19 protein-coding genes are annotated in these 21657 nt (G+C 72.7%); 9 read left to right on the top strand and 10 right to left on the bottom strand.

Annotation, left to right across the window (positions count from 1 at the left end; genetic code table 11):
• Positions 1–182 precede the first annotated feature (182 nt).
• The 3 genes from ACZ434_RS30145 (at position 183) to ACZ434_RS30155 (ending at position 4190) form a co-directional block, all read left to right on the top strand.
• Positions 183–1670 (top strand): APC family permease, encoded by a 1488-nt coding sequence (locus ACZ434_RS30145; protein WP_468461413.1) that lies wholly within the window; start codon positions 183–185, stop codon positions 1668–1670.
• Entirely contained in the window at positions 1670–2770 is a 1101-nt protein-coding gene (locus ACZ434_RS30150; protein ID WP_468461415.1) for an alcohol dehydrogenase catalytic domain-containing protein, read from the top strand. Before ACZ434_RS30145 ends, ACZ434_RS30150 begins: the two co-directional genes overlap by 1 nt.
• Before the next feature lie 85 nt (positions 2771–2855).
• Entirely contained in the window at positions 2856–4190 is a 1335-nt protein-coding gene (locus tag ACZ434_RS30155; RefSeq protein WP_468461417.1) for an NAD-dependent succinate-semialdehyde dehydrogenase, read from the top strand.
• Positions 4191–4381: 191 nt separating this feature from the next.
• Here ACZ434_RS30155 and ACZ434_RS30160 read toward each other — a convergent pair whose 3' ends face one another.
• The 8 genes from ACZ434_RS30160 to tap all read right to left on the bottom strand — a co-directional run bounded on the left by ACZ434_RS30160 (position 4382) and on the right by tap (position 11547).
• Complete coding sequence (locus ACZ434_RS30160) at positions 4382–4684, bottom strand: sulfurtransferase TusA family protein (protein ID WP_468461419.1); 303 nt, start codon at positions 4682–4684, stop codon at positions 4382–4384.
• On the bottom strand, positions 4681–5940 hold the full coding sequence (locus ACZ434_RS30165; RefSeq protein ID WP_468461421.1) for an MFS transporter: 1260 nt from the start codon (positions 5938–5940) through the stop codon (positions 4681–4683). The genes ACZ434_RS30160 and ACZ434_RS30165 overlap by 4 nt, the downstream gene beginning before the upstream one ends.
• Positions 5941–6163: 223 nt before the next feature.
• On the bottom strand, positions 6164–7030 hold the full coding sequence (locus ACZ434_RS30170) for a cytochrome c biogenesis CcdA family protein (protein ID WP_468461423.1): 867 nt from the start codon (positions 7028–7030) through the stop codon (positions 6164–6166).
• Positions 7027–7770 (bottom strand): DsbA family protein, encoded by a 744-nt coding sequence (locus ACZ434_RS30175; protein ID WP_468461425.1) that lies wholly within the window; start codon positions 7768–7770, stop codon positions 7027–7029. The genes ACZ434_RS30170 and ACZ434_RS30175 overlap by 4 nt, the downstream gene beginning before the upstream one ends.
• 56 nt (positions 7771–7826) lie before the next feature.
• A complete protein-coding gene (locus tag ACZ434_RS30180; RefSeq protein ID WP_468461427.1) occupies positions 7827–8321 on the bottom strand; it encodes a hypothetical protein in 495 nt (164 codons plus the stop codon).
• 50 nt (positions 8322–8371) lie between these two features.
• Complete coding sequence (locus ACZ434_RS30185) at positions 8372–8749, bottom strand: hypothetical protein (protein WP_468461429.1); 378 nt, start codon at positions 8747–8749, stop codon at positions 8372–8374.
• Between the two features lie 134 nt (positions 8750–8883).
• Positions 8884–9441 (bottom strand): telomere-protecting terminal protein Tpg, encoded by a 558-nt coding sequence (tpg, locus tag ACZ434_RS30190; RefSeq protein ID WP_468461431.1) that lies wholly within the window; start codon positions 9439–9441, stop codon positions 8884–8886.
• A 12-nt stretch (positions 9442–9453) separates the two neighbouring features.
• Positions 9454–11547, bottom strand: a complete 2094-nt coding sequence (tap, locus tag ACZ434_RS30195) for a telomere-associated protein Tap (RefSeq protein ID WP_468461433.1) — start codon at positions 11545–11547, stop codon at positions 9454–9456.
• 99 nt (positions 11548–11646) lie between these two features.
• Between tap and ACZ434_RS30200 the strand changes: the two genes are divergently transcribed.
• From ACZ434_RS30200 to ACZ434_RS30225, 6 genes are all read left to right on the top strand, one after another.
• The gene (locus tag ACZ434_RS30200) at positions 11647–12687 is read left to right on the top strand and encodes an AraC family transcriptional regulator (RefSeq protein ID WP_468461435.1); all 1041 of its coding nucleotides are present in this window, start codon (positions 11647–11649) and stop codon (positions 12685–12687) included.
• 64 nt (positions 12688–12751) lie between these two features.
• Entirely contained in the window at positions 12752–13888 is a 1137-nt protein-coding gene (locus ACZ434_RS30205) for an MBL fold metallo-hydrolase (RefSeq protein ID WP_468461437.1), read from the top strand.
• The gene (locus ACZ434_RS30210) at positions 13885–14727 is read left to right on the top strand and encodes an SDR family oxidoreductase (RefSeq protein ID WP_468461439.1); all 843 of its coding nucleotides are present in this window, start codon (positions 13885–13887) and stop codon (positions 14725–14727) included. Before ACZ434_RS30205 ends, ACZ434_RS30210 begins: the two co-directional genes overlap by 4 nt.
• Positions 14728–14879: 152 nt before the next feature.
• Positions 14880–15089 (top strand): hypervirulence associated TUDOR domain-containing protein, encoded by a 210-nt coding sequence (locus tag ACZ434_RS30215; RefSeq protein WP_468461441.1) that lies wholly within the window; start codon positions 14880–14882, stop codon positions 15087–15089.
• A gap of 29 nt (positions 15090–15118) precedes the next feature.
• Positions 15119–15403, top strand: a complete 285-nt coding sequence (locus ACZ434_RS30220) for an MGMT family protein (protein ID WP_468461443.1) — start codon at positions 15119–15121, stop codon at positions 15401–15403.
• Positions 15404–15531: 128 nt separating this feature from the next.
• Complete coding sequence (locus ACZ434_RS30225) at positions 15532–16398, top strand: alpha/beta fold hydrolase (RefSeq protein ID WP_468461445.1); 867 nt, start codon at positions 15532–15534, stop codon at positions 16396–16398.
• A 6-nt stretch (positions 16399–16404) separates the two neighbouring features.
• On the opposite strand, the gene fxsT is transcribed toward ACZ434_RS30225, so the two are convergent.
• Complete coding sequence (fxsT, locus tag ACZ434_RS30230; RefSeq protein WP_468461448.1) at positions 16405–20328, bottom strand: FxSxx-COOH system tetratricopeptide repeat protein; 3924 nt, start codon at positions 20326–20328, stop codon at positions 16405–16407.
• Positions 20325–21650 carry a TIR-like protein FxsC gene (locus ACZ434_RS30235; protein WP_468461526.1) on the bottom strand — a complete coding sequence of 442 codons (1326 nt, stop codon included), beginning with the start codon at positions 21648–21650 and terminating at the stop codon, positions 20325–20327. Before ACZ434_RS30235 ends, fxsT begins: the two co-directional genes overlap by 4 nt.
• Positions 21651–21657: the final 7 nt, after the last annotated feature.

The following is a 21657-nucleotide window of genomic DNA, read 5'->3' on the forward strand; positions in this document are numbered from 1 at the left end:
ACGCGCCCAATAACGTTGGCCGCGTGGGCGGCTGCCGTCGCAAGGACCCCCTCACGCGAAGGAACGGGCCACCGACCGCCCCGGTCGGACCGGCCCGTCACCACGCCCGGTGCCGGCCGCTGCCCTGTAATGGCGGTGCCGTTCGGGCCTGCGCCCGCACGCACCCCTGTCAGGAGACAAACGTGGGAAACACACGCAACGATGCCGCCGAACTGGCCGAGTACGGCTATCAGCAGGAGCTGAACCGGACCCTGTCCGCCTGGGCCGTCTTCGCCATCGGGTTCGCGACCATCTCGCCCGTCGTCGGCATCTACGCCGTCGTACAGCTCGGGTTCGTCTTCGCCGGCCCGGCGTGGATCTGGGCGGTCGTCATCGCCTTCCTCGGCCAGTTGCTGGTCGCCACCGTGTACGCCGAACTGTCGTCCCAGTTCCCGATCACGGGCGGCGTCTACCAGTGGGTGCGCAGGCTCGGCGGACCCCGGCTGGGCTGGCTGGTGGGCTGGATCTATCTGGCCTCGGCCATCGCGTCGCTGACGACGGTGGCCTACCTGGGCGCGGGCTGGCTGCACATGCTCTTCAGCGACGCTCCGCTGTCGGCCGGCACGCATGTCCTCCTCGGTGTGGTCTTCGTGGCCGTGGCGCTGGGCATCAACCTGCTGGGCGTCAACCCGGTGAAGCACTTCCTCAACGCCGGCATCATCGCCGAGGGCGTCGCGTCCATCGCGGTGAGCCTGATCCTGCTGGTCTTCGCGCACAACAACGGCTTCGGCATCCTCTTCGACACCCTGGGCTCCGGCGCGGCCTCCGGCGGGTCGGTGGCGGCCGGGTTCCTGACCTGCCTGGCCGTGGCGGGCTGGGCGTTCCTCGGCTTCGACGCCACCACACAGGTGGCCGAGGAGACCGAGCATCCGCGCCGGAACGTACCCCGGGCCCTGATCCGCGCGTACCTGTTCGTCGCCTTCACGGTGCTGCTGACGGCCCTCGCCGTGACCCTCGCGCTGCGCCGCCCCGAGGACGCCGTCTCCGGCGAGATCGCGGACCCGGTGTTCGCGGCCGTCACCGAGAGCCTCGGGGCCTGGAGCGAGAAGCCGTTCGTCGCCGTCGTCCTGATCGCGTTCATCGCCTGCGCCATCTCCATCCAGACCTACATCGGGCGGGCGGTCTACGCCTTCGCCCGGGACGGGCAGCTGCCCTTCTCGGCGAAGCTCGCCACCGTCGGACCGCGGCAGATCCCCTGGGTGTCGCTCCTCGTCACAGCCGTGCTCGCCAGCCTCGGGCTGCTGCTCGGACTGAACGGCAACGCCGCCGCCACGCTGATCTCGTTCGGCTCCGGTGGTTTCTACTTCATCTTCCTCACCGTCGCCGCCGTCGCGCTCGTCGCCCGTCTGCGCGGCCGCTGGAACCCGGCCGAGGGGCAGCTGCGGCTGGGACGGGCCGGTCTGCTGATCAACGTCCTCGCCGTGGCCTGGCTGCTCTTCGAGGCGGTCAACGTCGCCTGGCCGCGCGAGGAGCTCGCCCCCGTCGGGGGCAGCTGGGTCCAGGTGTGGGCCGTGGTCCTCGTCTTCTCCGTACTGCTCGCCATCGGCCTCGTCTACGTCGTGACCGCCAGACCCCACACGAAGCACGTCGCCCGCCCGTCCCAGGAGAAGGAAGAGGTCGAGGCGTCCTGATGCCGAAGCAGCTCTCCCCCGCCATCGTCTTCGACCCCGCCACCGGGCTCCACTCGCGCGACGTCTCGCTCAGGCCCGCGGGCCCCGGGGAGGTGGAGGTCGACGTGCGCGCCGCGGGCGTGTGCCACTCCGACCTGCACATCGTGAACGGGGACTGGCCCACCGACCGCCCCCTCGTCCTCGGCCACGAGGCGGCCGGTGTGGTCACCGGAACCGGCCCCGGGGTCACCTCGGTGAAGCCCGGCGACCACGTCGTCCTGTCCTGGTTCGCCCCGTGCCGCAGCTGCCGCAAGTGCCTCGCGGGGCAGGCCTGGCTGTGCACCGGTACCCGGGCGGTCGCCAACACCCTGCCCGACGGGAGCACCCCCTTCCGCGACGGCCGGGACGAGGAGGTGTGGCCCTACCTGGGCCTCGGGGCGTTCACGGACCGCGTCGTCGTGCCGGAAACGGCCGCGGTGCGGGTCCCCGAGGAACTGCCGTTCACCATCGGCGCCCTCCTCGGGTGTTCCATCACCACGGGCGTCGGCGCGGTCGTGAACACCGCGCGGGTGCGGCCCGGCGAGTCCGCCGTCGTCGTCGGCGCGGGCGGGGTGGGGCTGTCCGTCGTCATGGGTCTGCGCCTCGTCGGCGCCGACCCCGTCATCGCCGTGGACCTCTCGCCCGAGCGCCTCGCCGTGGCCGAGCGGTTCGGAGCCACCCGCACCCTGGACGGCCGCACCACCGACGTCGCCGCCTGGTGCCAGGAGGAACTCGGCGGAGTGGACTACGCGTTCGAGGCGATCGGCAGTCCCCGGGTCATCGAGACGCTGCCCGCCATGCTCACCTCGGGCGGGGCCGCCGTCCTGGTGGGGATGGCTCCCACCGACGCGACGGGGGCGTTCAACCTGTTCGACCTCGCCGACCAGGGCAAGCGCATCCTCGGATGCAACTACGGCTCCAGCGTCGGAGCCATCGACATCCCGAAGCTCGCGGGCCTCTACCTGGCGGGGCGGCTCCCCGTCGACGAACTGATCGGCACCGTCCGGCCGCTGGCCGAAGCGCCCGCCGCCTTCGACGACCTCAGGGCGAACGCCGGAGTACGCACCATCCTGCGGCCGTGACATCCGAGCCGGCCCCCGCCCCGGCCCGTGGACCTGGGCGGGGGCCGGCGCCCGACACCGCGCGCCCCTCACACCTGGAGATCACATGTACGCCGTCACCGATCCGGCCACGAACACCGTCGTGTCCGCCTACCCGACCGCGAGCGACGCCGACGTCGCCACGGCCGTGTCCGCCGCCCACTCCGCCACGGCCTGGGGCCGCGACAGCTCCGTGGCCGAACGCGCCGCCGCGCTGCGCCGGCTCGCGGACCTGCACGCCGGGCACCGCGCGGAGCTCGCGGCGAGCATCGTGAGGGAGATGGGCAAGCCGCTCCCGGAAGCGGAGGGCGAGGTCGACTTCTGTGCCGACATCTACCGCTACTACGCCGACCACGCGGAGGAGTTCCTCGCCGACGAGCCCCTCGCCGTCACCTCCGGCCCCGGTCGCGCCGTGATCCGGCGCGGCCCGCTGGGCGTTCTCCTCGGCATCATGCCGTGGAACTTCCCCGCCTATCAGGTGGCGCGGTTCGCCGCCCCCAACCTGGCCGTGGGCAACACCATCGTCCTCAAGCACGCCCCGCAGTGCCCGGCGACGGCGGCTCTCCTCGAGGGGCTGTTCGCCGAGGCGGGCTTCCCGCCGGGCGCGTACGTCAACGTCTACGCCACCAACGAGCAGATCGCCGAGGTGATCGCCGATCCGCGCGTCCAGGGGGTGTCACTGACCGGCTCGGAGCGTGCCGGTGCCGCCGTGGCCGAGATCGCCGGCCGGCATCTGAAGAAGGTGGTCCTCGAACTCGGGGGCTCCGACCCGTTCATCGTGCTCTCCACCGACGACCTCGACGCGGTCGTCGACGCGGCGGTCGCGGCCCGCCTCGACAACACCGGTCAGGCCTGCAACGCCGCCAAGCGGTTCGTCGTCGCGGCGGAGCTGCACGACGCGTTCGTGGAGAGGTTCACCGAACGGCTGCTCGCCGGCCGGTCCGGTGCGCCGCTGTCGTCGGTCGCCGCGGCCCGAACCCTCGGCCGTCAGGTCGACGCGGCCGTCGCCGAGGGGGCGACACTGCACAGCGAGGGTGAGCGCGACGGCGCGTACTTCCCGGCCGGGGTGCTCACCGGGCTCACCACCGAGCACGCCACCGCCCGTCAGGAACTCTTCGGTCCGGTCGCGATGGTCTTCCGGGCCGTCGACGAGGAGGACGCCCTGCGAATCGCCAACGACACTCCGTACGGCCTCGGTTCCTACGTCTTCACCACCGACCCCGCGCAGGCCGAACGCGTCGCCGACCGGATCGAGGCCGGCATGGTCTTCGTCAACGGTGTCGGCGCCGAGGGGGCCGAGCTGCCGTTCGGCGGCATCAAGCGCTCCGGGTTCGGGCGTGAGCTCGGCCGCCTCGGGATCGAGGAGTTCGTGAACAGGAAGCTCATCCGCACGGTCGCCTGACGGGGCGGGGAACGCGGGCGGGTCCCCTCCCCCTGCGACCGGGTCCCCTCCCCCGTGGGCGGGTCCCCGCGCGCCTCTACGGCCGGATCGACCGGCGGGTCGGTCGCCGACGCGGCGGGAGCGGGCGCCCGCCCGGCCGTGTACTGGCGGGGGACGGGTCGGTGGGCTGGGCCGGCTCCACCGGCCCGACGCTACGGGGGTGCCGGGTGCCAGGGTGCGTCGGCCCGGGTGGGCAGCGTGTCGGCGGCCAGCCGGAGGGCGAACACGGGGGGTTCGTCGCCCGGGAGGGGGCCGAGGTAGTGGTGGCCGGTCATGTGACACCAGGCGGGCAGGTCGAGCGGGGCCGCGGGGTCGGTGGCGATGACGTGGACGACGGTGCCCGGCTCCACCCCGTCGATCTCCTTGCGCAGGCGCAGCAGGAGGGTGACGCAGAGCAGTCCGGTGCCGTCGACGGTGATGCCGGGCGCGGGGGTCTCGGAGGGTGTGGGGTTCATTTGCGGTGGGCGGTGGCGGCGACGGCGGGCAGGACGGCGAGGGAGAGGATGCCGCCCGTGAGGGCGAGGGCGGGGTAGCTGGTCGCGGCGACCATGAGGCCGGAGGCCATGCCGCCGGTGGCGCCGGCGATGGCGATGGACACGTCGACCAGCCCCTGGGTCCTGGCGCGGGTGGCGAGCGGGACGGTGTCGGTGACGATCGCGGTGCCGGAGACGAGGCCGAAGTTCCAGCCCAGGCCGAGCAGGGCCAGCGCGAGCGCGAGCAGGGCGACCGAGTCGCCGGGCGCGAGCGCGGCGAGGACCCCTGAGCCCAGCAGGGTGACGCCGGACGCCGCGGCCACCTTCATCCGTCCGTAACGGTCGACCAGTCGGCCGGTGAGCGGTGAGGGCAGATACATGGCACCCACGTGGATGGCGATGACGAGGCCGGAGGCCGCGGTTCCGTGGCCGTGGTCGTCCATGTGGACCGGCGTCATGGTCATGATGGCGACCATGACGAGCTGGGTGAGGACCATGATCAGGGCGCCGAGGACCACTCCCCCGCGGCCTTCGCCCGCGTCGTCACCCGCGGCGGCGGCCGGCCCGGCCGCGGCATCGGCTTCCCGGGCGACGGCCCGGGCCAGGAGGAGCGGGTCGGGGCGCAGCCACAGGGCGAGGACGAGCGCGGCCAGGGCGTAGGCGGCGCCGGAGAGGATGAACGGCCCGGCGAGGTTCGGGATGCCGAGGGTTTCGGCGAACCTGCCGGTCGGCGCGGCGAGGTTGGGGCCGGCGACGCCGCCGAGGGTGGTGGCGACCAGGACGGTGGAGACGGCGCGGGCCCGGTGGCCGGGTGCGGCGAGGTCCGCTCCGGCGTAGCGGGCCTGGAGGTTGGTGGCGGTGCCGGCGCCGTAGACGAACAGGGCGATGAAGAGCAGGACCGGGGTGTCGGTGGCCGCGGCGACGATGACGCCGGCGGAGCCGAGGGCGCCGGTGAGGTAGCCGGCCGCGAGGCCGGGGCGGCGGCCGCGGGCCTGGGAGACGCGGCCGACGGCGACGGCGGCGAGGGCGGAGCCGGCGGTGAACAGGGCGCTGGGCAGTCCGGCCAGGCTGGTGGAGCCGAGCATGTCCTGGGCGAGGAGGGCGCCGACGGTGACGCCGGCCGCGAGGCCCGCGCCGCTGAGCACCTGGGAGGCGACGAGGACGCGCAGGATGCGGGCCTGTGCCTGGTCGGGGTCGGATATGTGGGCCGCCGAGCCGGCGGGTGCGGTGCTGGTCATGTTTCCTTCCGAGCAGGGGCGCGGGCATCGCCGTCGCTCCCCGCGTCTCGTGCGGGCCGGCGGTCAGGGGCCGCGGTGAGGGTGCGGCCCCTCGTGCGGAGTCGGGCCGGCGGAACGGTGACGGATCCCCCGTCGGCGGCGGCCGCGGTGTGCGGACGCCGAAACCACCCGTCGTGGCAGGGGGGCCGGGGCCGGTTCCCTCCCACGACGGGTGTCGGGCGCGTCAGCGGTGCGCGGCCGGCTCCGTGTCCGGCGGTGACTGCGTGTCCCGCCGTCGGGGCGGCCGGAGCAGCACCACCAGTGCGGCGAGCGCCGCCACGCCGGCCAGGACCAGCACGACCGTCCGGTCGGACACCGCCGCGCCGATGGCGGACAGCCGTTCCTCCAGGGCGAACTCGGTGCCGGTACTCAGCGGGGACGGCAGCGCGGACGTACCGTCGAAGGCCAGGAACGCCGCCCCCAGGGCGACGAAGAACAGGCCGCCGGCGAGAGAGGTGCTGTGCAGGGTCACCGGTCCCGCCCGGAAGGTCCGGCCCCGCAGCCAGCGCCTGCGCCCCAGATCGAAGCGGTCCCACAGCAGGGCCAGTACGAACATCGGCACCGCCATGCCCAGGGCGTAGACGGCGAGCAGCACCCCGCCGTGCAGCGGGTCGCCGTTCACGGCCGCCACGGTCAGGATGCCGCCGAGGATCGGTCCCGCGCAGAACCCCGCCAGCCCGTACACCGCGCCCAGGGCGAACACCGACAGCGCCGAACCCGAACGGCGCCCGCCCGCGGCCTGCGCCATCCGGCGGGAGCCGAAGCCCAGCCCGGCGATCTGCGCCACGCCCAGGGCGATGACCGTCCACCCTCCCACCGTCACCAGGGTGTCCCGGTGGCCGTAGAAGAGGCGGCTGGCGAACGAGCCGGCCACACCGAGCGGTACGAGTGTCGTGCACAGGCCGATGTAGAACAGGCCGGTACGCGCCACCAGCCGGGTGCGGCTGGTGAAGGAGTAGGCGAAGAAGGCCGGCAGCAGCAGTGCGCTGCACGGACTGAGCAGGGCCAGCAGTCCGCCGAGGAAGGCCACGGCCAGGCCGGCCTCGCTCATCGCCCGGCCGCCTTCGCCGCGGTCTCCACGGCTTCCTCGAAGGTGGCGGTGGGCTGAGCCCCCAGGATCGGTGTGCCGTTGATCAGGAACGCCGGGGTGCTGGTCACGCCGAGGTGGTAGCCCTCCTCCTGGTCCCTCTGGATGGCGCTGCGGGCCTTGTCGGACGCCATGTCGGCCCGGAACCGCTCGATGTCGGGGATTCCGGCCTCGCGGGCCATGGCGGTGACGTTCTCGGCGCTGAACTCGCCGGTGTTGCGTGTGCGCGGCTTGCCATAGGCGACGTCGTGGAACTCCCAGAACTTCTTCTGCTGTCCGGCCGCCCAGGCGGCCAGCGCGGCCTGCTCGGATTCCTCGCCGAAGATGGGGAAGTTGCGCCATTCGATGCGCAGGATTCCCTCGTCCACGTACGAGCGCACCAGTTCGGGCTCCGTCTCGCGGGCGAACTGCGCGCAGAACGGGCACTGGAAGTCGGAGTACTCGATCATCACCACGGGAGCGTCCGCGCGTCCGACCGCCAGACCGTCGGACGGATCGCGGCGGGCGAGGGCCAGCAGGCTCTCGTCGGCGGGGGCGGGGGACTCGTCGACGGCCACGGACGTCCCCGCTTTCCCGTTGCGGGCGTCCGAGTCGTCGAGGGTGAGGGCGAAGGCCGCGGTCACCGCGGCGGCGGCGAGGACCGCGACGGCCGCGACGGTCCGCCTGCGGGTGCGTCGGGACGGGGACGGGTTGGATGCAGTCATGGGACACCTCAGACGTCGAGGAGGAAGGAGGAGAAGGGTGTGGGACCGGCCGCGGGTCAGGCGGACGCCGTGACCGGGCACTCGGTCTGGGAGGAGAGGCGGCGCAGCGCGGCTTCGGCCAGCAGCCCCGCCGACAGGACGGCCAGCAGTGGCTGCAGGGGAGCCCAGTAGCTCAGGGCGCCGGAGGCCCCGAGGAGCACGAGGACGAGCTTGTTGCAGACCGGGCAGCCGACGGCGAAGAAGGACAGCACCCCGCCGATCGCCCCGAGGCGGCTGCCGTCCTTGGCCGCCGGCTCGGGAGCGGGCGAGGGGCGGCGCACGTAGGTGCTCAGGACGATGCCGGCGAGGACGGCGGTGACGGCGAGGGCCGGGTAGTTCCACCACTGCACGGGGATCGACCGGCCGAACAGCGGATTGGGCACCACGTCGGTGGGCGCGCCGACCAGGAGCGCCGTGGCGAGGGCACCTGCGCCCGCCACGGTCCACTGCCGGGACCGCCAGGCACGCAGCGCCGCACCCGCCCGGCGCCAGGAGCGCGGGGAAGCGGACATGCTGAAGAACTCCATTCTTGGGGATTCAGGGACGCGGCCGACGGGCCGGTCTAAATCCGCAGAACGGAGTGGAGTGGCAGGGGCGGCGGAGCCGGGCTGCCGGACAGCACGCCGGCATGCCGGGCCACGGACGGTGCGGAATCCACGGGCGACGACACGGCGGCGGGGCACGGAGCGGACGGCGGGGTGAGCTCGGCCGCGCGCTGCGCGCCGGGGTCGGCGACAGCCTTCTTGCCGCACGGCGCCGCTCCACCGTCCGACGGTTCGGCGACCGTGTCGGCGGGACCGCTCTGCGTGGCCGTCAGGGGCGCGCCCTGTCCTGCGCCCTCCGCGTGCCCGAAGACACAGAGCAGCGCCACCACGGCCACGAGCAGAGCCAGCACACCACGGAGCCGGGCGTGCGCCCGCCCCTGTGCCGCTCGACTCATCGCCCCTCCCGCCCCCTGTTCGTGGACACGGCCACCCTATGCCACGCGGGCCGGAGCATGGTCAGCCAGGTCGGCGAAGGAGGCGTGGTGCGGTGGCGACGCGGTCCGGCCGGCCGACAGGCGCCGGGCGGTGTCTACAGGTCGAACTCCAGGTGTTCGATGTCCGTGAACCGGACCTCCTCCAGGGAGCCGGCGCGGCGGCCGCCGTCCTGGAAGTAGACCTCCTTGAGCGCCTCGGCCGCGATCTCCTGAAGGCGGGCGTCGCCGGCTCCGGCCTCCTGGGCCTCGAAGAGGCGGGCGGCGTGCCGGGGAGGCAGGGCGACGGTCAGGTGCCGGATGCGGTCCTGGTCCGTCGATCCGATCGGCGCGGTGTAGCCGAGGCGGGCGCGGGTGTCGATGACGATGCCGTCGGTCGTCGCCGCCTTCCGCCGGGCCCTGGCCCGGATCTGCGGCTGCCACCGCTTCTTCACCTCGCGCTCCAGACGCGCGGCGAGTTCCGGGCGGGGCTTCCTGATCTGGTCCTTCACGTACCGCTCGACGGTGCGCTGGGAGATCCGCAGCGTCCGGGCGACCGCCCTGGTGCCCTTCAGCTGCTTGACCAGGTACCGCATCTGCGCGGGTGCGGTCTTGGGTGCCGGGCGGGTGAACGCCTTCTGCACCGCGGCGTCCAGGCCGTCGCCGAACAGGCTCATCGTCGCCCCTCCCTACTCTCCGCCGTCGACGTCGGTGACGGTGCCGTCCTTGATGTACCGGGCGAGGTTGAGGTCCGGGGCGTCGAACCGCTCGCGTACCTCCTCGCCCCACAGCACGGACTGGGTTCCCTCGTGCTTGACCAGGCCGGGATTGACGCCGATCTTGAACCCGCCGGGCAGCGGCCTGCCCTCCCGGTAGGGCAGGAAGTCGAGCGGGCCGGTGCCGCCCGCCGCGTAGACGACGCAGTCGGACAGCACCGCGACCGGGTACTGGCCGGTGAACGCCGCATGCCTGACGATCTTGCGGTGGAGGTTGACGCGGGTGCGGGAGATGACCGCCGCGCGGATGTCCGGCCGCCACGTCGGACGGGACAGGGCGCGCCACGGCTCGCCCGGCCGCCAGCCTTCTCCGCGCGGGCGCTCGCGCAGCTTGCCCAGGCCGCCCTTGACCGTGGCCTTGACGGCCGAGACGACGATCGCCAGCTGCGGGTCACGGCTGCGGTGGCCGTCCATCGCGGCGAGGAAGTCGGCCGGCGCCATGTCCGCGTGCACACCGAGGTCGGCCATCGTGGCGAGGTAGGCGTCGCGCAGCCGCTGGTACCAGGCGTCCAGGTAACGGCCGTTCTCGTACCGGACGTACGCCTCGGCCGGCCGGACCTCGTAGCCGAGCTCCACCGCGTACGCCACGGTCGGTGTCGCGTACCAGGCGGGGCCCTCGGGCCGTTCGCCCTTCGGCGTGAACGGGCTGGGCAGCAGGCTCGCGTCCAACTCCGCCCACTTCTCCTTGCCCACCCTCACCCTCGACAGGTCGACGTGGGAGAGGTCCACCAGCCAGGAGCCGGGCAGCTTCGGGTCGAACACCGGCCGCTCGACGTGGGTCGGTGCGCCGAGGCCGACGACGAGGCCGTTGGCTCCGGCGGCGAAGGCCATGTTCACGTCGATGCCGACCAGGTGCCGCAGGGTGCACTCGGCGTCCGTCATGGGCCGCGCCCAGTCGTACGCCTCCTCGAACAGCTTCTCCGCGGGGCCGCGCACATGGAATCGCGGCAGGTCCTTGAGCAGCGGGTGCCCGTCCGGGGCCTCGCACGGCGCGCAGTGCACCGGGTCCTTCCCGAGCGAGCCGGGGTTGTGCTCGGAGTGCCGTCTGCCTTCGGCGTCCGGCTCGGAGGCGCGGGTCGCCGGGTGCAGCGCGGTCATCAGTTCCAGGCCGGTCACGGCCGTGGACCCGCGCGGCGTCATGACCCGCGCGGCGTACACGCCGAGGACGCGGGCGAGTTCGGCGGGCGGGAGCTGTCCGGCTCCGTTCCAGTGCCGGGTGTCCAGCGCGTTCCAGGACGGGATGCACAGCTGCACGCAGGCCCGCTCCGAGCCCTGCGCGGGGCGGTAGATCCGCGCCCACGGCCCGAAGCCGCGTTTGGTCAACTGCCATTGCGCACGGGTCAGTTGCTTGACGACCTTGTGGCCGTCCGGGATCCGTCCGGCGAGCCGCTCCTTCTCGGTGAGGGTGACCGGCAGGCCGTAGCGCCGCAGCGCGGCGGCGGTCAGCACGAGGAGCGGGTCGGCGTCCTTGCCCGGTCCGGACAGCTTCGCCTGCCCGAGCCCTGCCTCGTTCAGGGTCCACTGCACCAGGGCCGGGAGTGACTTGGCGGGCACCTCCAGGATCAGGCCGCCGGCGCAGTACGCCAGCACCTGGCCGTCGGCGTCGACGTCGACGACCGCCAGCGGACCGTTCTCGAACCGCCGGCCGGTTCCCTCCGCATCGGGGTGGCTGGGCGAGGGCGGTTCGGGGCTGGTCCGGGCGTTCTCGGTCACCGTGGGGACCGCCGTGTCCGGAGCGCTCGGCGTCTCCCGTGCCGGGGGCGGGGGGTAGAGCTCCGCGAGCTGCTTCAGCAGCCGTGCGTACGCCTCACGCTCCGGGCCGCGCGGCTCGGTCGGCTTCCTGGCCGACTCCCAGCCGGACACCGTGGCCCGCCGTACCTGGAGCGCGGCGGCGACTTCGTCCAGTGTCAGGCCGTGTGCCGTACGCAGCCGCTTGCGCTCCTCCGCCGGCGGCAGCGGGGAGCGGGACGCGACCAGCGCGTCGACCGCGTCGAACAACTCCGACATGGAACACCTCCGGACACGGACTCTAGCGCCTCGGGCGTACGGATCGCGCACGGTTGCCGTACGGATCGCGTACTGCGGCGGCACCGTACTCTTTCCCCCATGGTTCCGATGATCCGCGCCGCCAGCCTCCGCGGTTTCGTGGAGCTCGTGGACGGGCTCGGCGGTGACGCGGGCGGGCTGCTCGCCCGGTTCGGCATCGCACGGGAGGTGCTGGAGTCCGACGAGGGCCTCATCCCCATCACCGCCAACGATCTGGTGCTCGACGCGGCGGCGGCCCGGCTGCGCTGCCCGGACCTCGGTCTGCGCCTGGCGGAGGCGCAGGACCTGAGCATCCTCGGACCGCTGGCGGTGGTGATCGAGGCGTCGTCGACGGTCGCCGAGGCGCTGCACGCGGCGTCGCAGTACATGTTCGTGCACAGTCCGGCGCTCAGTGTCGGCGTCGAGGCCGATCCGTACGGGAACCGCGGGGTCGTCGCGCTGACCTACCGCAAGGACCTGGGCGAGTCGCCGTACTCGCCGCAGGCGATGGAGCTGGGGCTCGGGCTCTTCCGGCGGGTCGCCGTGATGCTCGTCGGCAGCCCGACGGGGCTGCGTTCGGTGGAGGTCCCGCATCAGCCCCTCTCCCCCGTGCGCCGCTACACCGAGTTCTTCGGCACCGACGTGAGGTTCGGCCGGCCGACGGGCGCGCTCCGGGTGGAACGGCACGTGCTCGACAAGCAGTTCCGCACGGCCGACGAGGCGATCCGGCAGCTGGCGGTGGGATACCTCGCCGACCACTACGCGGATCCCGGACGCGAGGTGTCCACCCAGGTCCGGCGCGCCCTGTCGGGCAGCCTCGGCGTCGCTCCCCCGGCGCTCGCGGGTGTCGCGCGGCTGCTGTCCGTGCACCCGCGGACGCTTCAGCGGCAACTGGCCGGCGAGGGCACCACCTTCGAGACGCTCCTGGACGAGGCGCGGCGGGACGCGGCGCACCGCTGCATCACCACGACCGACCTCCCGCTGGGGCAGGTCGCGGCACTCGTCGGGTTCAGCGAGCAGTCCACCCTCAGCCATGCCGTACGGCGCTGGTTCGGGACCAGTCCGCGCGCGTTGCGCCGGGCGGCACGGCCCGCCGACGGCCGGCCGGGATTGTCGCACTGAAACAAGTATCGAGGCCGCCGTGTCAGCACCCTGGGGGGAACCCCGGCCCTGGAGGGAGCGACCCATGGTGGAACAGAAACAGCGAAGCGACACGGATCTCGCCGCGATCGGCGCCCGCCCGATTCCCGAGTTCGACGGCGTGCACGACGTGTGGCCGCGTGGCGAACGGCTGGCGGCGGTCCGGCGGTCCGCGGCGGCGTACAAGGAGCGCTTCAAGGCGCAGGGCCAGGTCCTCGCGGTGCGTTCGGTGGACATCGCGGCGGCGCCGTACCCCGTCTCGTACGCCTTCCACGGGGCGGTCTCGGTGCCCACCCTGCCCCTGATCTCCATGATCAACCGGATGGTCGTCGTCCAGTACGACGACTGGAACGGCACCCCCCGCACCCTGGTCTTCGAACCGACGGTGCCGGACGGCTCCGCCGAGGCACCGTTCTACCGGAACCTGCGCAGGCTCATCGACAAGGTGCCCGGCGGCCGTCTGGTCGAGAAGACGGTCCTGAAGTACTACAACGAGCCCGGCGACGTCCTCGCCGAGGTGGGACTGACCACCGACGACATCGACTTCTGCACCTTCGACCACCTGCATGTGCAGGACCCGCGCATGATCCTCGGCTCCACCGAGGTCATCGAGGGCGAGACGGAGCCGCGCCGGCCCCTGTTCGGCGAGGCGAGGATGCTGGTGCACAGTCGCGAACTCGCCACCCTGCGCTCCCTGCACCCGATGCAGTGGGCCTGGTACGTCGACGGCGGTCTCGGCGGAGTGGACCCCGAGAAGCTCGTGACGTTCGACGGCGACATCGAACTGGGCCCCGGAGTGGCGCTGTTGTGGACGCCCGGTCATACGGACGGCAACCACTCGCTGGTGATCAACACCCCGGACGGCGTGTGGGTGTCCTCGGAGAACGGCATCTCCCTGGACAACTGGCAGCCGGAGCTGTCGAGGATTCCCGGCGTGCGCAAGTACCACCGGCAGTTCGGGCGCGAGATCTGCCCGAACGCCAACACCCTGGAGGACTCCCTCGACCAGTACGACTCGATGGTCAAGGAGAAGACACTGGCCGACCGTTGCGCGAAGGACCCCCGCTGGCTGCAGATCCTTCCCTCGACCGAACTCGCCCCGTGGAAACGGTTCTGGCCGGTCGTGCCGACCTACGCGCACGGCGGGATCGCGTACGGCGAGATCACGTCGGGCCGGCGATGAGCCGCCCGCCCGCCGGTGCGGTCGTCACCGGCGCCGGCCGCGGCCTGGGGCGGCGGATCGCCCGGCTCCTCGTCGAGCGCGGCCACCAGGTCCTGCTCACCGACCGGGACGCCGCCTCCGCCCGGGCGGCCGCCGACGAACTCGGCGGCGCGGCCACCGCTCTGGCGGTCGACGTCCGCGACCAGGACCAGGTCGAGGCCGCCCGGGACGCGATCGTCGCCCGGGCGGGGCGCCTGGACGTGTGGGTGAACAACGCGGGCGTACTGGTCACCGGCCCGGCCTGGGAACAGGACGAGGCGACCCGCCGGCTGATGATCGAGGTCAATGCCCTGGGCACGATCAACGGCACCGTCGCCGCGATCGGCGCCATGCGCGGCAACGGCGGGGGCCATGTGGTCAACGTCGTGTCCCTCGCCGGGCTGACGGCCGTGGCGGGCGAGGCGGTCTACGCGGCGTCCAAGCACGCGGCGATCGGCTTCAGCCTGAGCACGATGGCCGATCTCAAGCTCGCCGGCGTCAAGGACATCAGCATCTCCTGCGTCTGCCCGGACGGCATCTGGACACCGATGCTCCACGACAAGCTGGACGACCCCGCCTCGGCACTGTCCTTCTCGGGCAAGCTGCTGCGCTCCGAGGAGGTGGTCGACACCGTCCGCCGCGTGCTGGACAAGCCCCGCCTGGTCACGGCCGTACCGGGCTGGCGCGGGCTGCTGGCCCGCCTGGCCGACGCGGTGCCGGCACTGGGCCTCGCCACCGTACCGCTCGTGGTCGCCCAGGGACGCCGTGCCCAGAGGAAGCTGCTGGCCAGGGGCGGACCGCAGGGGCCGTCGGCCGGCTGACGGCCCGGCGGGCCACCGCCGGGAGCCGTCGGGCGGCTGCCCGGCGGTTGGGGGCCGTGAGCCGGGGAACCCGCACCCCATGATCTTCTTCCGCGCCGGGTCGGCGGCCTGCCGCGCCCGGTGCGGGACGAGCGGAGCGCAAGGGAAACGGAATGACGAAACAGTTCTCCGTCGGAGACCACGTGCGGTGGAACTCCGAGGCCGGCCATGTCGAAGGCGTCATCGTCAAGAAGCACACGCACGACGTCCAGTACAAGGGGCACACGCGTCGCTGCTCGAAGGAGGATCCCCAGTACGAGATCGAGAGCGACAAAACCGGCCACATCGCCATGCACAAGGGCGGGGCGCTGAAGAAGTCGTAATGGGGCACCACCATCGCGCGGCAGGGATCATGAGTCTCGTCGAGGACGTCCGGGAGGCCGTCGCGTCGGTTCCTCCCGGTTCGGTCGCCTCCTACGGTGACATCGGTGAGCGGATCGGTGCCGGTCCGCGGCAGGTGGGACGCGCCATGAGCCTGCTCGACGAACAGGTGCCGTGGTGGCGTGTGGTGTACGCCGACGGCACGCCGGCGTCCTGCCACGGCGGGCGCGCGCCGGAACTGCTGCGCGGCGAGGGCACCCCGATGCGGGGTGCGCGGGTGGACATGGAGCGTGCGCGGCACCGGTGGACGGCGTGAACTCCCCCGCCCTGTGACGCCCCGGCACCGGCACACTGGCGGGCCCCGTCGTTTCAGTGCGGCGGCCCGCGGGCAGAGTCCCGGCAGCGTGGACCCGGTCCCAGGACCCGGCGAGGGGGAGCGCGACGGTGCCCGACCAGGTACGTACGGCGGACGGACGGCGGTTGCGGGTCGAGGTCTCGGGGGATCCGCACGGGCGGCCGGTCTTCCTCCTGCACGGCATGCCGGGCAGCCGGGTGGGCCCGAGACCCCGGTCCCTGTTCCTCTACCAGCGCGGCGCCCGTCTCATCAGCTACGACCGGCCCGGCTACGGCGGTTCGGACCGGCGGCCGGGCCGCCGGGTGGCGGACGCCGTCCAGGACGTGGCCCGCGTCGCCGACGCACTGGAGCTGGACCGGTTCGCGGTGGCCGGCCGCTCCGGTGGCGCCCCGCACGCCCTGGCCTGTGCCGCGCTGCTGCCCGACCGGGTGACGAGGGCCGCCGCGCTGGTCGGCCTCGCGCCGCAGGACGCGCGGGGACTGAACTGGTTCGAGGGCATGGCGCCGTCCAACGTCACCGAGTTCCGTACGGCGGTGGCCGACCCGGAGCGGTTCGCGGCCGGGATCATCCCGCGCTCGGCACGCATCCGCGACAACCCCGCCCGGCTGCTGGAGGAACTGCGCGACGATCTCACCGCGGACGACCGGCTGATCGTCTCCGACAACACCGTCCGCTCGATGCTGCTGCGCAACTACCGCGAGGCGCTGCGCACTTCGCCCTACGGCTGGATCGACGACGCGCTGGCCATCACCGGGCCGTGGGGCTTCGACCCGGCGGGGATCCGGGTGCCCGTACTGCTGTGGCACGGCGCGCAGGACGTGTTCTCACCGGCCTCGCACTCGGCCTGGCTCGGTGACCGCATCCCGCACGCCACGGCCGTCCTGGAGACCGGCGCGGCCCACTTCGCCGCCCTGCGCGCACTGCCCGAGGTACTGAACTGGCTGCTCGCCGACTGACCCGCCTCACACCGCCAGCGGCTCCAGGTCCCGGTAGATGCGCTGCTCACGGGTGACCAGCCGGGTGATGCCGTTGTCCTCGCCGAGCAGCCGCCGCAGCTCCGTCAGCGCCTCGTCCCGCAGCAGCCGTCCCTCCGCCTCCCGCCCCAGACTCCGCAGGGTGAGCGAGTGGTTGGCGGCCACGGCCAGGCTCTCCGGGTGGTGGTGACCCAGGACGACGCGCAGCGCGGCCAGATACCGCTCCTCGCGGCCCCGGGCCTCGTCCAGCCGGCCCTGGGAGAACAGCACGTTGGTGTAGTTCACGCCGGCGAACAGGGTGTGCGGATGCTCCTCGCCGAGCACCTCCGTCATCCGCGAGATCACCTTCAGGAAGACCCTTTCGGCCTCCTCGAGATCGCCGCAGCCCCAGTGGAAGATGCCGATGTTGTTGAGCGCGGCCTGGGTGTACGGGTGTGCCTCGCCCGGCACCTTCATGTACTCGGCCAGCGCCTCCAGGGCCACCTCGCGGGCGGCCTCCCGGTCGTCCGCCGCGAACAGGTCGGCCGCCATGTTCAGATCGCAGGCCAGCGAGTCCGGTGTGGGCGCCTCGTACTGCGCCCGGTACTGTGCCCGGGTGGCCGTCGTCAGCCGGTGGGCGTCCTCGAGCTGGCCGTCCCTGCGCAGCGACACCGCCAGCGACTTGGCGCAGCGCAGCGTGCCGGGGAAGTCCTTGCCGAGGATGCGCTTGTGGGCGTCGTAGGCCCGTGCCAGTGTCGTGACCGACTCCGCGTACCGGCCCACCTCCCTCAGGTCGCGGCCCAGGCCCTCCGCGGAGGCCAGCGTGTAGGGGTGGTCGGGCCCGAGGACGTCCATGCGCCGGTCCAGGGTGTCCTGGTCGATCCTGCGCGCCTCGCCGTACTGGCCGACCATGCGCAGGGCGAGGGCGAGGTTGTTCGCGGCGTTGAGGGTGCGCCGGTGCGACTCGTGGAAGATCTGGCCGAATCCGCGGTACGCCTGCTCGGCGAGGTGCACCGCCCTGCGGTACTCGCCGAGCGCGGCGAGGTCGCTGGCGAGCGACGACATGGTGACGTACGTGTGCGGGTGCGACGCGCCGAGGACGCGTGCCTGCCGCTCCACCAGTTCCTCGTCGATGGCCCGTGCTTCCACGTAACGTCCCTGCGAACGCAGCACGTTGGCGAGCTGGCAGCGCAGGTAGAGGTACTGCATGTCGTCCTCGCCCAGCAGCGGCCTCCAGTGCTCCAGCAGGTCCTCGGCGAGCCGTTTGGCGGCGGGGAAGTCCCCTCGCTTCCACTGGTAGCGGACGCGGTCGATGAGCAGCCTGCGGGTTTCGGCCGCCTCGCTGCTGCGGGCGTCGGAGGCGGCGAGGTGCGGCCAGATGATCGCGAACCGGGGCCAGGTGTCGGGGTCGTCGATGGGTTCGTCGCCGTCGGGCCGGGCACCGGCCAGGACGGTGTGCACCACGCGCCGGGCCTCGCGCTGCTCCTCCTCCGGCATCTGGGAGCGGATCACGGCCTGGACCAGCCGGTGCACCTGGATGCTGCTGGTCTTCTGGTCGACCTTGGCGAGGGCGAACCGGCCGATCTCGCGGATGATCCGGCCCAGCAGCAGGCTCTCCTGGAGCGCGGCGTCGTAGGGTTTGAGGGCCTCGATCATCTCCTTGCTGTAGAGCAGTTGTGCGGAGATGGGCTCGGGGGCGAGGAAGGCGCACAGCTGGAGCAGCCTGACCGCGGCCCGGGAGCGTTCCTCCATCCGGGCGATCGACACGTTCCAGGTGGCGGCGACCGTCTCGGGGTAGTCGGAGGGCTGGCTGAGGGCGAGCACGTCGGTGGTCTGCCTGGCCAGCAGCCGCAGGTAGTCCTCGATCGGGGTGGCGGTCTCGGCGAGCCACGCCGCCGCCTGCTCGACGGCCAGCGGCAGGTCGCCGACGGCTTCCGCCACACGGTCGGCGTCCTCGGCGGACAGCCCCCCTTCGGTACGCCGGGTCAGGTGCTCCACGCTCTCCGCCCGCAGGAAGACGTCGATCTGCTCGGACGTGCCCTGCTGCTGCCAGGTCTGGTTGCGGGAGGTGACGAGGATGTGCCCGCTGCCGCCCTTGGGGAAGTAGCGGGCGAGCCGGGCCGGGTCGTCGGCGTTGTCGAAGACCAGGATCCAGCGTTTGCTGGGCACTCCGCGCGACAGCCGGTGCACGGTCTCCTGGCAGGCCAGGGTGATGTCCTCGCCGCCGGGCACGCCGATCAGGGCGCCGAGTTCGGCGAGGGAGGCGACGACGTCGTCGACGTGCTCGGCGGACGTCCACCACACCAGGTCGTAGTCGGCCATGAAGCGGTGCACGTATTCGATGGCGAGCTGGGACTTGCCCACGCCGCCGAGCCCGTACAGGGCCTGCGGCTGCGGCGGTCCGGGGGTCGTGCCGAGCCGGTCGCGGACGCGTTCCAGGATCACGTTGCGTCCGGTGAAGGTGGTGTTGCGCTGCGGCGCGTTCCAGATCGCCGGTGTGTTGCCGGGGAATCGGGGTGCCGTGGGCGCCGACTCGGCGGGCATCACGGGGAGTTCGAGGGCGCGCAGCAGCACGGTCACGCACTCCGCCTCGTCGAGCCGGTGCAGGTCGATGAACGACTCCGGGAGCTGCCGCACCTCGTCGACGCGTACCGCCACCACCGGAGGGTCGACGGCGTGCGCGGAGGGGCCGGTGAGGGTGCGCCGGACGGAGCCGGCGTGGCGGGACTTCTCGAAGACCTTCGACAGCAGCACCAGGGTGCGGGTGCCGGGGTCGGCGGGTTCGGCCGGGCCGGTGGAGATGTCGTGCAGGGTGACGTCGCAGCCGGCCCGCCTGAGCAGGTATCTGACCCAGTCGGCCCAGGTGCGGTTCTCCGCGGCGTACGCCACCAGGAAGGCGGCCGCCCCGGCCGGCGGGCGGCGCCTGAGGTAGGCGTCGCGGCAGCGCAGCCGCACCGCCTCGGGGACCGGGGGCAGGGAGGTGACCTCGCGGTCGGAGATGACGGCGGTGAGCCGTTCGAAGGCGGACAGCAGCGAGTTGGCGATGCCGGCTTCGTCGCCGACCGTGGCGAGGGTCTCCTCGTAGGCGTAGTAGGGCCGGTAGGGGATCTCCACGTTTCCCCAGTAGGCGCTGCTCTCCTCGGCGGACAGCTCCCGGCCGTCGGCTGCCCTGGGCAGTCCCTCGAACCGCATCCGGGCCAGGGCCCGTCCCGCGTCGACCTTCTCCTTCTCCCCCTCGTCGATGCGCATCGGTACGGGCAGCACCCGGATGCGGCGCGGCCGGTAGCCCTCCTCGATGCTGCGTGCCACCGCGGCGGCGCCCTCCAGCGCCTGGTCGCTCAGGGTGAAGCAGTCGACCAGCACGTCCGGCATCTGCATGGTGCAGATGTCCGCGTTGTCCGACAGTCCGGTGCGGCTGTCGATCAGGACGTAGTCGTACGTCGCCTTCATGTCGGCGCGCAGCGCGTTGAGGAACTTGCCGCCGCCCAGGCGCTCGTAGAAGTTGTCCCACTCGAAGGAGGTCACCGTCGTCGAGTAGGCACGGTCCTGGCGGCCGGCGGAGAGGAAGTCCAGGGAGCCGCCGTCCGGGAAGCGCAGGTCGAGGCGTTCGGGGCGGATGGACAGGGCGTGCTGTTCGACGTGCGCGTAGGGCAGGTGCCAGTCGTCGGGCCGGTCGTGCGTGCCCGTGGTCGCGGCCCAGGCGTAGTCCTCGATGATGTTGATGACACCGGGGGTGGCCGACAGCGCCTTGAGGTCCAGGAAGGGGTGGAAGAAGCGGTGCAGGCCGGGGGCCTCGAGGTCCCAGTCGACGGCCAGCACGCGTTTGCCGTTGGCGGCCAGGATCCAGGCGGTGTTGGCCAGGGCCATGGTGCGCCCGGTGCCTCCCTTGTACGAGTAGAAGGTGATGATGCGTCCATCCCGCGCGGCCGTCATGCTTCTCCTTCGTCGTCGGGTCCGCCTGCCGGGTCCGGCGGCTGGGTGGGGCCCATCAGACGGGGCCGGGGTATGTGCGGGCCGGGCGGCGGGTAGGCCTCGGCGTGTTTGAGGTACTGGCGGGTGGTGTGCGCCACGACGGCCGGGAGGACGTCGGTGAAGGCCTTCAGGGTGGGGACGCCGTTGACCGCGATCCGGCTTTCGGTGCGTCTGCCGCGTTCCAGGATCAGCGGCAGGGTGTGTTCGAGTTCGGCGGTCAGCCGTCTGCCCTCCTGGCTGTGGCACTGCAGATCCGCCCGGTTCCAGGGCACGATGGCGCTGGTCCAGGGCGGTGAGGCGCGGTCGAACGCCGCGAGCCGGTCACGCCGGTCGTCGTCGGTGAGGGCCCAGCGGTCCACCAGGAGAATGCCGGGGCGGCCCGCCGCCTTGCCTTCCCGGCCGGGGCCGGCCTGCTGAGGGCCGTGGGTGTCCTCGTCGTCCAGGGAGGAGACGGTGATCCGGTAGTCCAGCGAGCGGATCAGTTCCTGGGCGAGCGCCGGCAGCGGCCGGGTCGACTCCGAGTGGTACGGGTTCCAGTCCTGCGGATCGTCGCCGTAGGGGCCGGCGTCCCGGTGGTGCGGGATGGTGTCCCGGGTGGGGGCGGCCACCGTCAGGTGGATGCGCCGGGGTCCTTCGCCGCGTGGCCGGAACGCGCTCGGCGCGTGCTCGTAGTCGCGGGGTCTGCTCGGCGGCAGCGGGGTCCGCTCGGCGACCTGGACGATCCGCTGGGCGAGCGTGAGCACGGTCTCCTCGTACTCGTCGCGCAGCCGGCTGAGTTTGATCAGTCCGTAGATGCCGTTGGTCGCGTACCGCTCGCCGAAGGCGGCGTGGTCGAGGTGGAGGTGCCGTACGGAGTCGGGCAGTTGGGCGTAGTCGACGCGGGTCCACAGGGCCGGGACGATGGCGGAGACCTCCCTGCCGTCGACTGCCTTGACCCGCACCTGGCGCTCGTGGAAGGCGTACCACTCCCGGCCGCACATCTCGCTGGTGAAGTAGCGCGGGGAGAGCAGCGGCACGAACACCCGGCAGCGGGCGAGGTTCTCGCTGAGTTTCTGCGGCCAGCCGTCGCCGGAGCTCATCTCCCGGTCCATGAAGCCGGCGGGTGCTCCGGCGGGCAGGTCGGTGAGCGCCATGATGTGGTTGCACAGGTCCCGGTAGAGCACGTGCACCCAGTGGTCGGGGTCGCCGCCGCCGGGTCCGACGCGCGGTGTGTGGGCGTAGCTGAGGAAGAAGTAGGGCTGGTCGTCCGAAGCCCTGTCCCGTTCCCTTCCGGGTACGTCCAACACGTCC

This window comes from Streptomyces sp. NPDC030893, from assembly GCF_055571535.1.

Bases quoted from the DNA above. Each gene is read 5' to 3' on its own strand.
- ACZ434_RS30180 (WP_468461427.1), bottom strand. From the start codon at position 8,321: ATGTCCGCTTCCCCGCGCTCCTGGCGCCGGGCGGGTGCGGCGCTGCGT.
- tpg (WP_468461431.1), bottom strand. From the start codon at position 9,441: ATGAGCCTGTTCGGCGACGGCCTGGACGCCGCGGTGCAGAAGGCGTTC.
- tap (WP_468461433.1), bottom strand. From the start codon at position 11,547: ATGTCGGAGTTGTTCGACGCGGTCGACGCGCTGGTCGCGTCCCGCTCC.
- ACZ434_RS30150 (WP_468461415.1), top strand. From the start codon at position 1,670: ATGCCGAAGCAGCTCTCCCCCGCCATCGTCTTCGACCCCGCCACCGGG.
- ACZ434_RS30165 (WP_468461421.1), bottom strand. From the start codon at position 5,940: ATGACCAGCACCGCACCCGCCGGCTCGGCGGCCCACATATCCGACCCC.
- ACZ434_RS30155 (WP_468461417.1), top strand. From the start codon at position 2,856: ATGTACGCCGTCACCGATCCGGCCACGAACACCGTCGTGTCCGCCTAC.
- ACZ434_RS30185 (WP_468461429.1), bottom strand. From the start codon at position 8,749: ATGAGTCGAGCGGCACAGGGGCGGGCGCACGCCCGGCTCCGTGGTGTG.
- fxsT (WP_468461448.1), bottom strand. From the start codon at position 20,328: ATGACGGCCGCGCGGGATGGACGCATCATCACCTTCTACTCGTACAAG.
- ACZ434_RS30205 (WP_468461437.1), top strand. From the start codon at position 12,752: ATGGTGGAACAGAAACAGCGAAGCGACACGGATCTCGCCGCGATCGGC.
- ACZ434_RS30215 (WP_468461441.1), top strand. From the start codon at position 14,880: ATGACGAAACAGTTCTCCGTCGGAGACCACGTGCGGTGGAACTCCGAG.
- ACZ434_RS30200 (WP_468461435.1), top strand. From the start codon at position 11,647: ATGGTTCCGATGATCCGCGCCGCCAGCCTCCGCGGTTTCGTGGAGCTC.
- ACZ434_RS30170 (WP_468461423.1), bottom strand. From the start codon at position 7,030: ATGAGCGAGGCCGGCCTGGCCGTGGCCTTCCTCGGCGGACTGCTGGCC.
- ACZ434_RS30220 (WP_468461443.1), top strand. From the start codon at position 15,119: ATGAGTCTCGTCGAGGACGTCCGGGAGGCCGTCGCGTCGGTTCCTCCC.
- ACZ434_RS30160 (WP_468461419.1), bottom strand. From the start codon at position 4,684: ATGAACCCCACACCCTCCGAGACCCCCGCGCCCGGCATCACCGTCGAC.
- ACZ434_RS30175 (WP_468461425.1), bottom strand. From the start codon at position 7,770: ATGACTGCATCCAACCCGTCCCCGTCCCGACGCACCCGCAGGCGGACC.
- ACZ434_RS30210 (WP_468461439.1), top strand. From the start codon at position 13,885: ATGAGCCGCCCGCCCGCCGGTGCGGTCGTCACCGGCGCCGGCCGCGGC.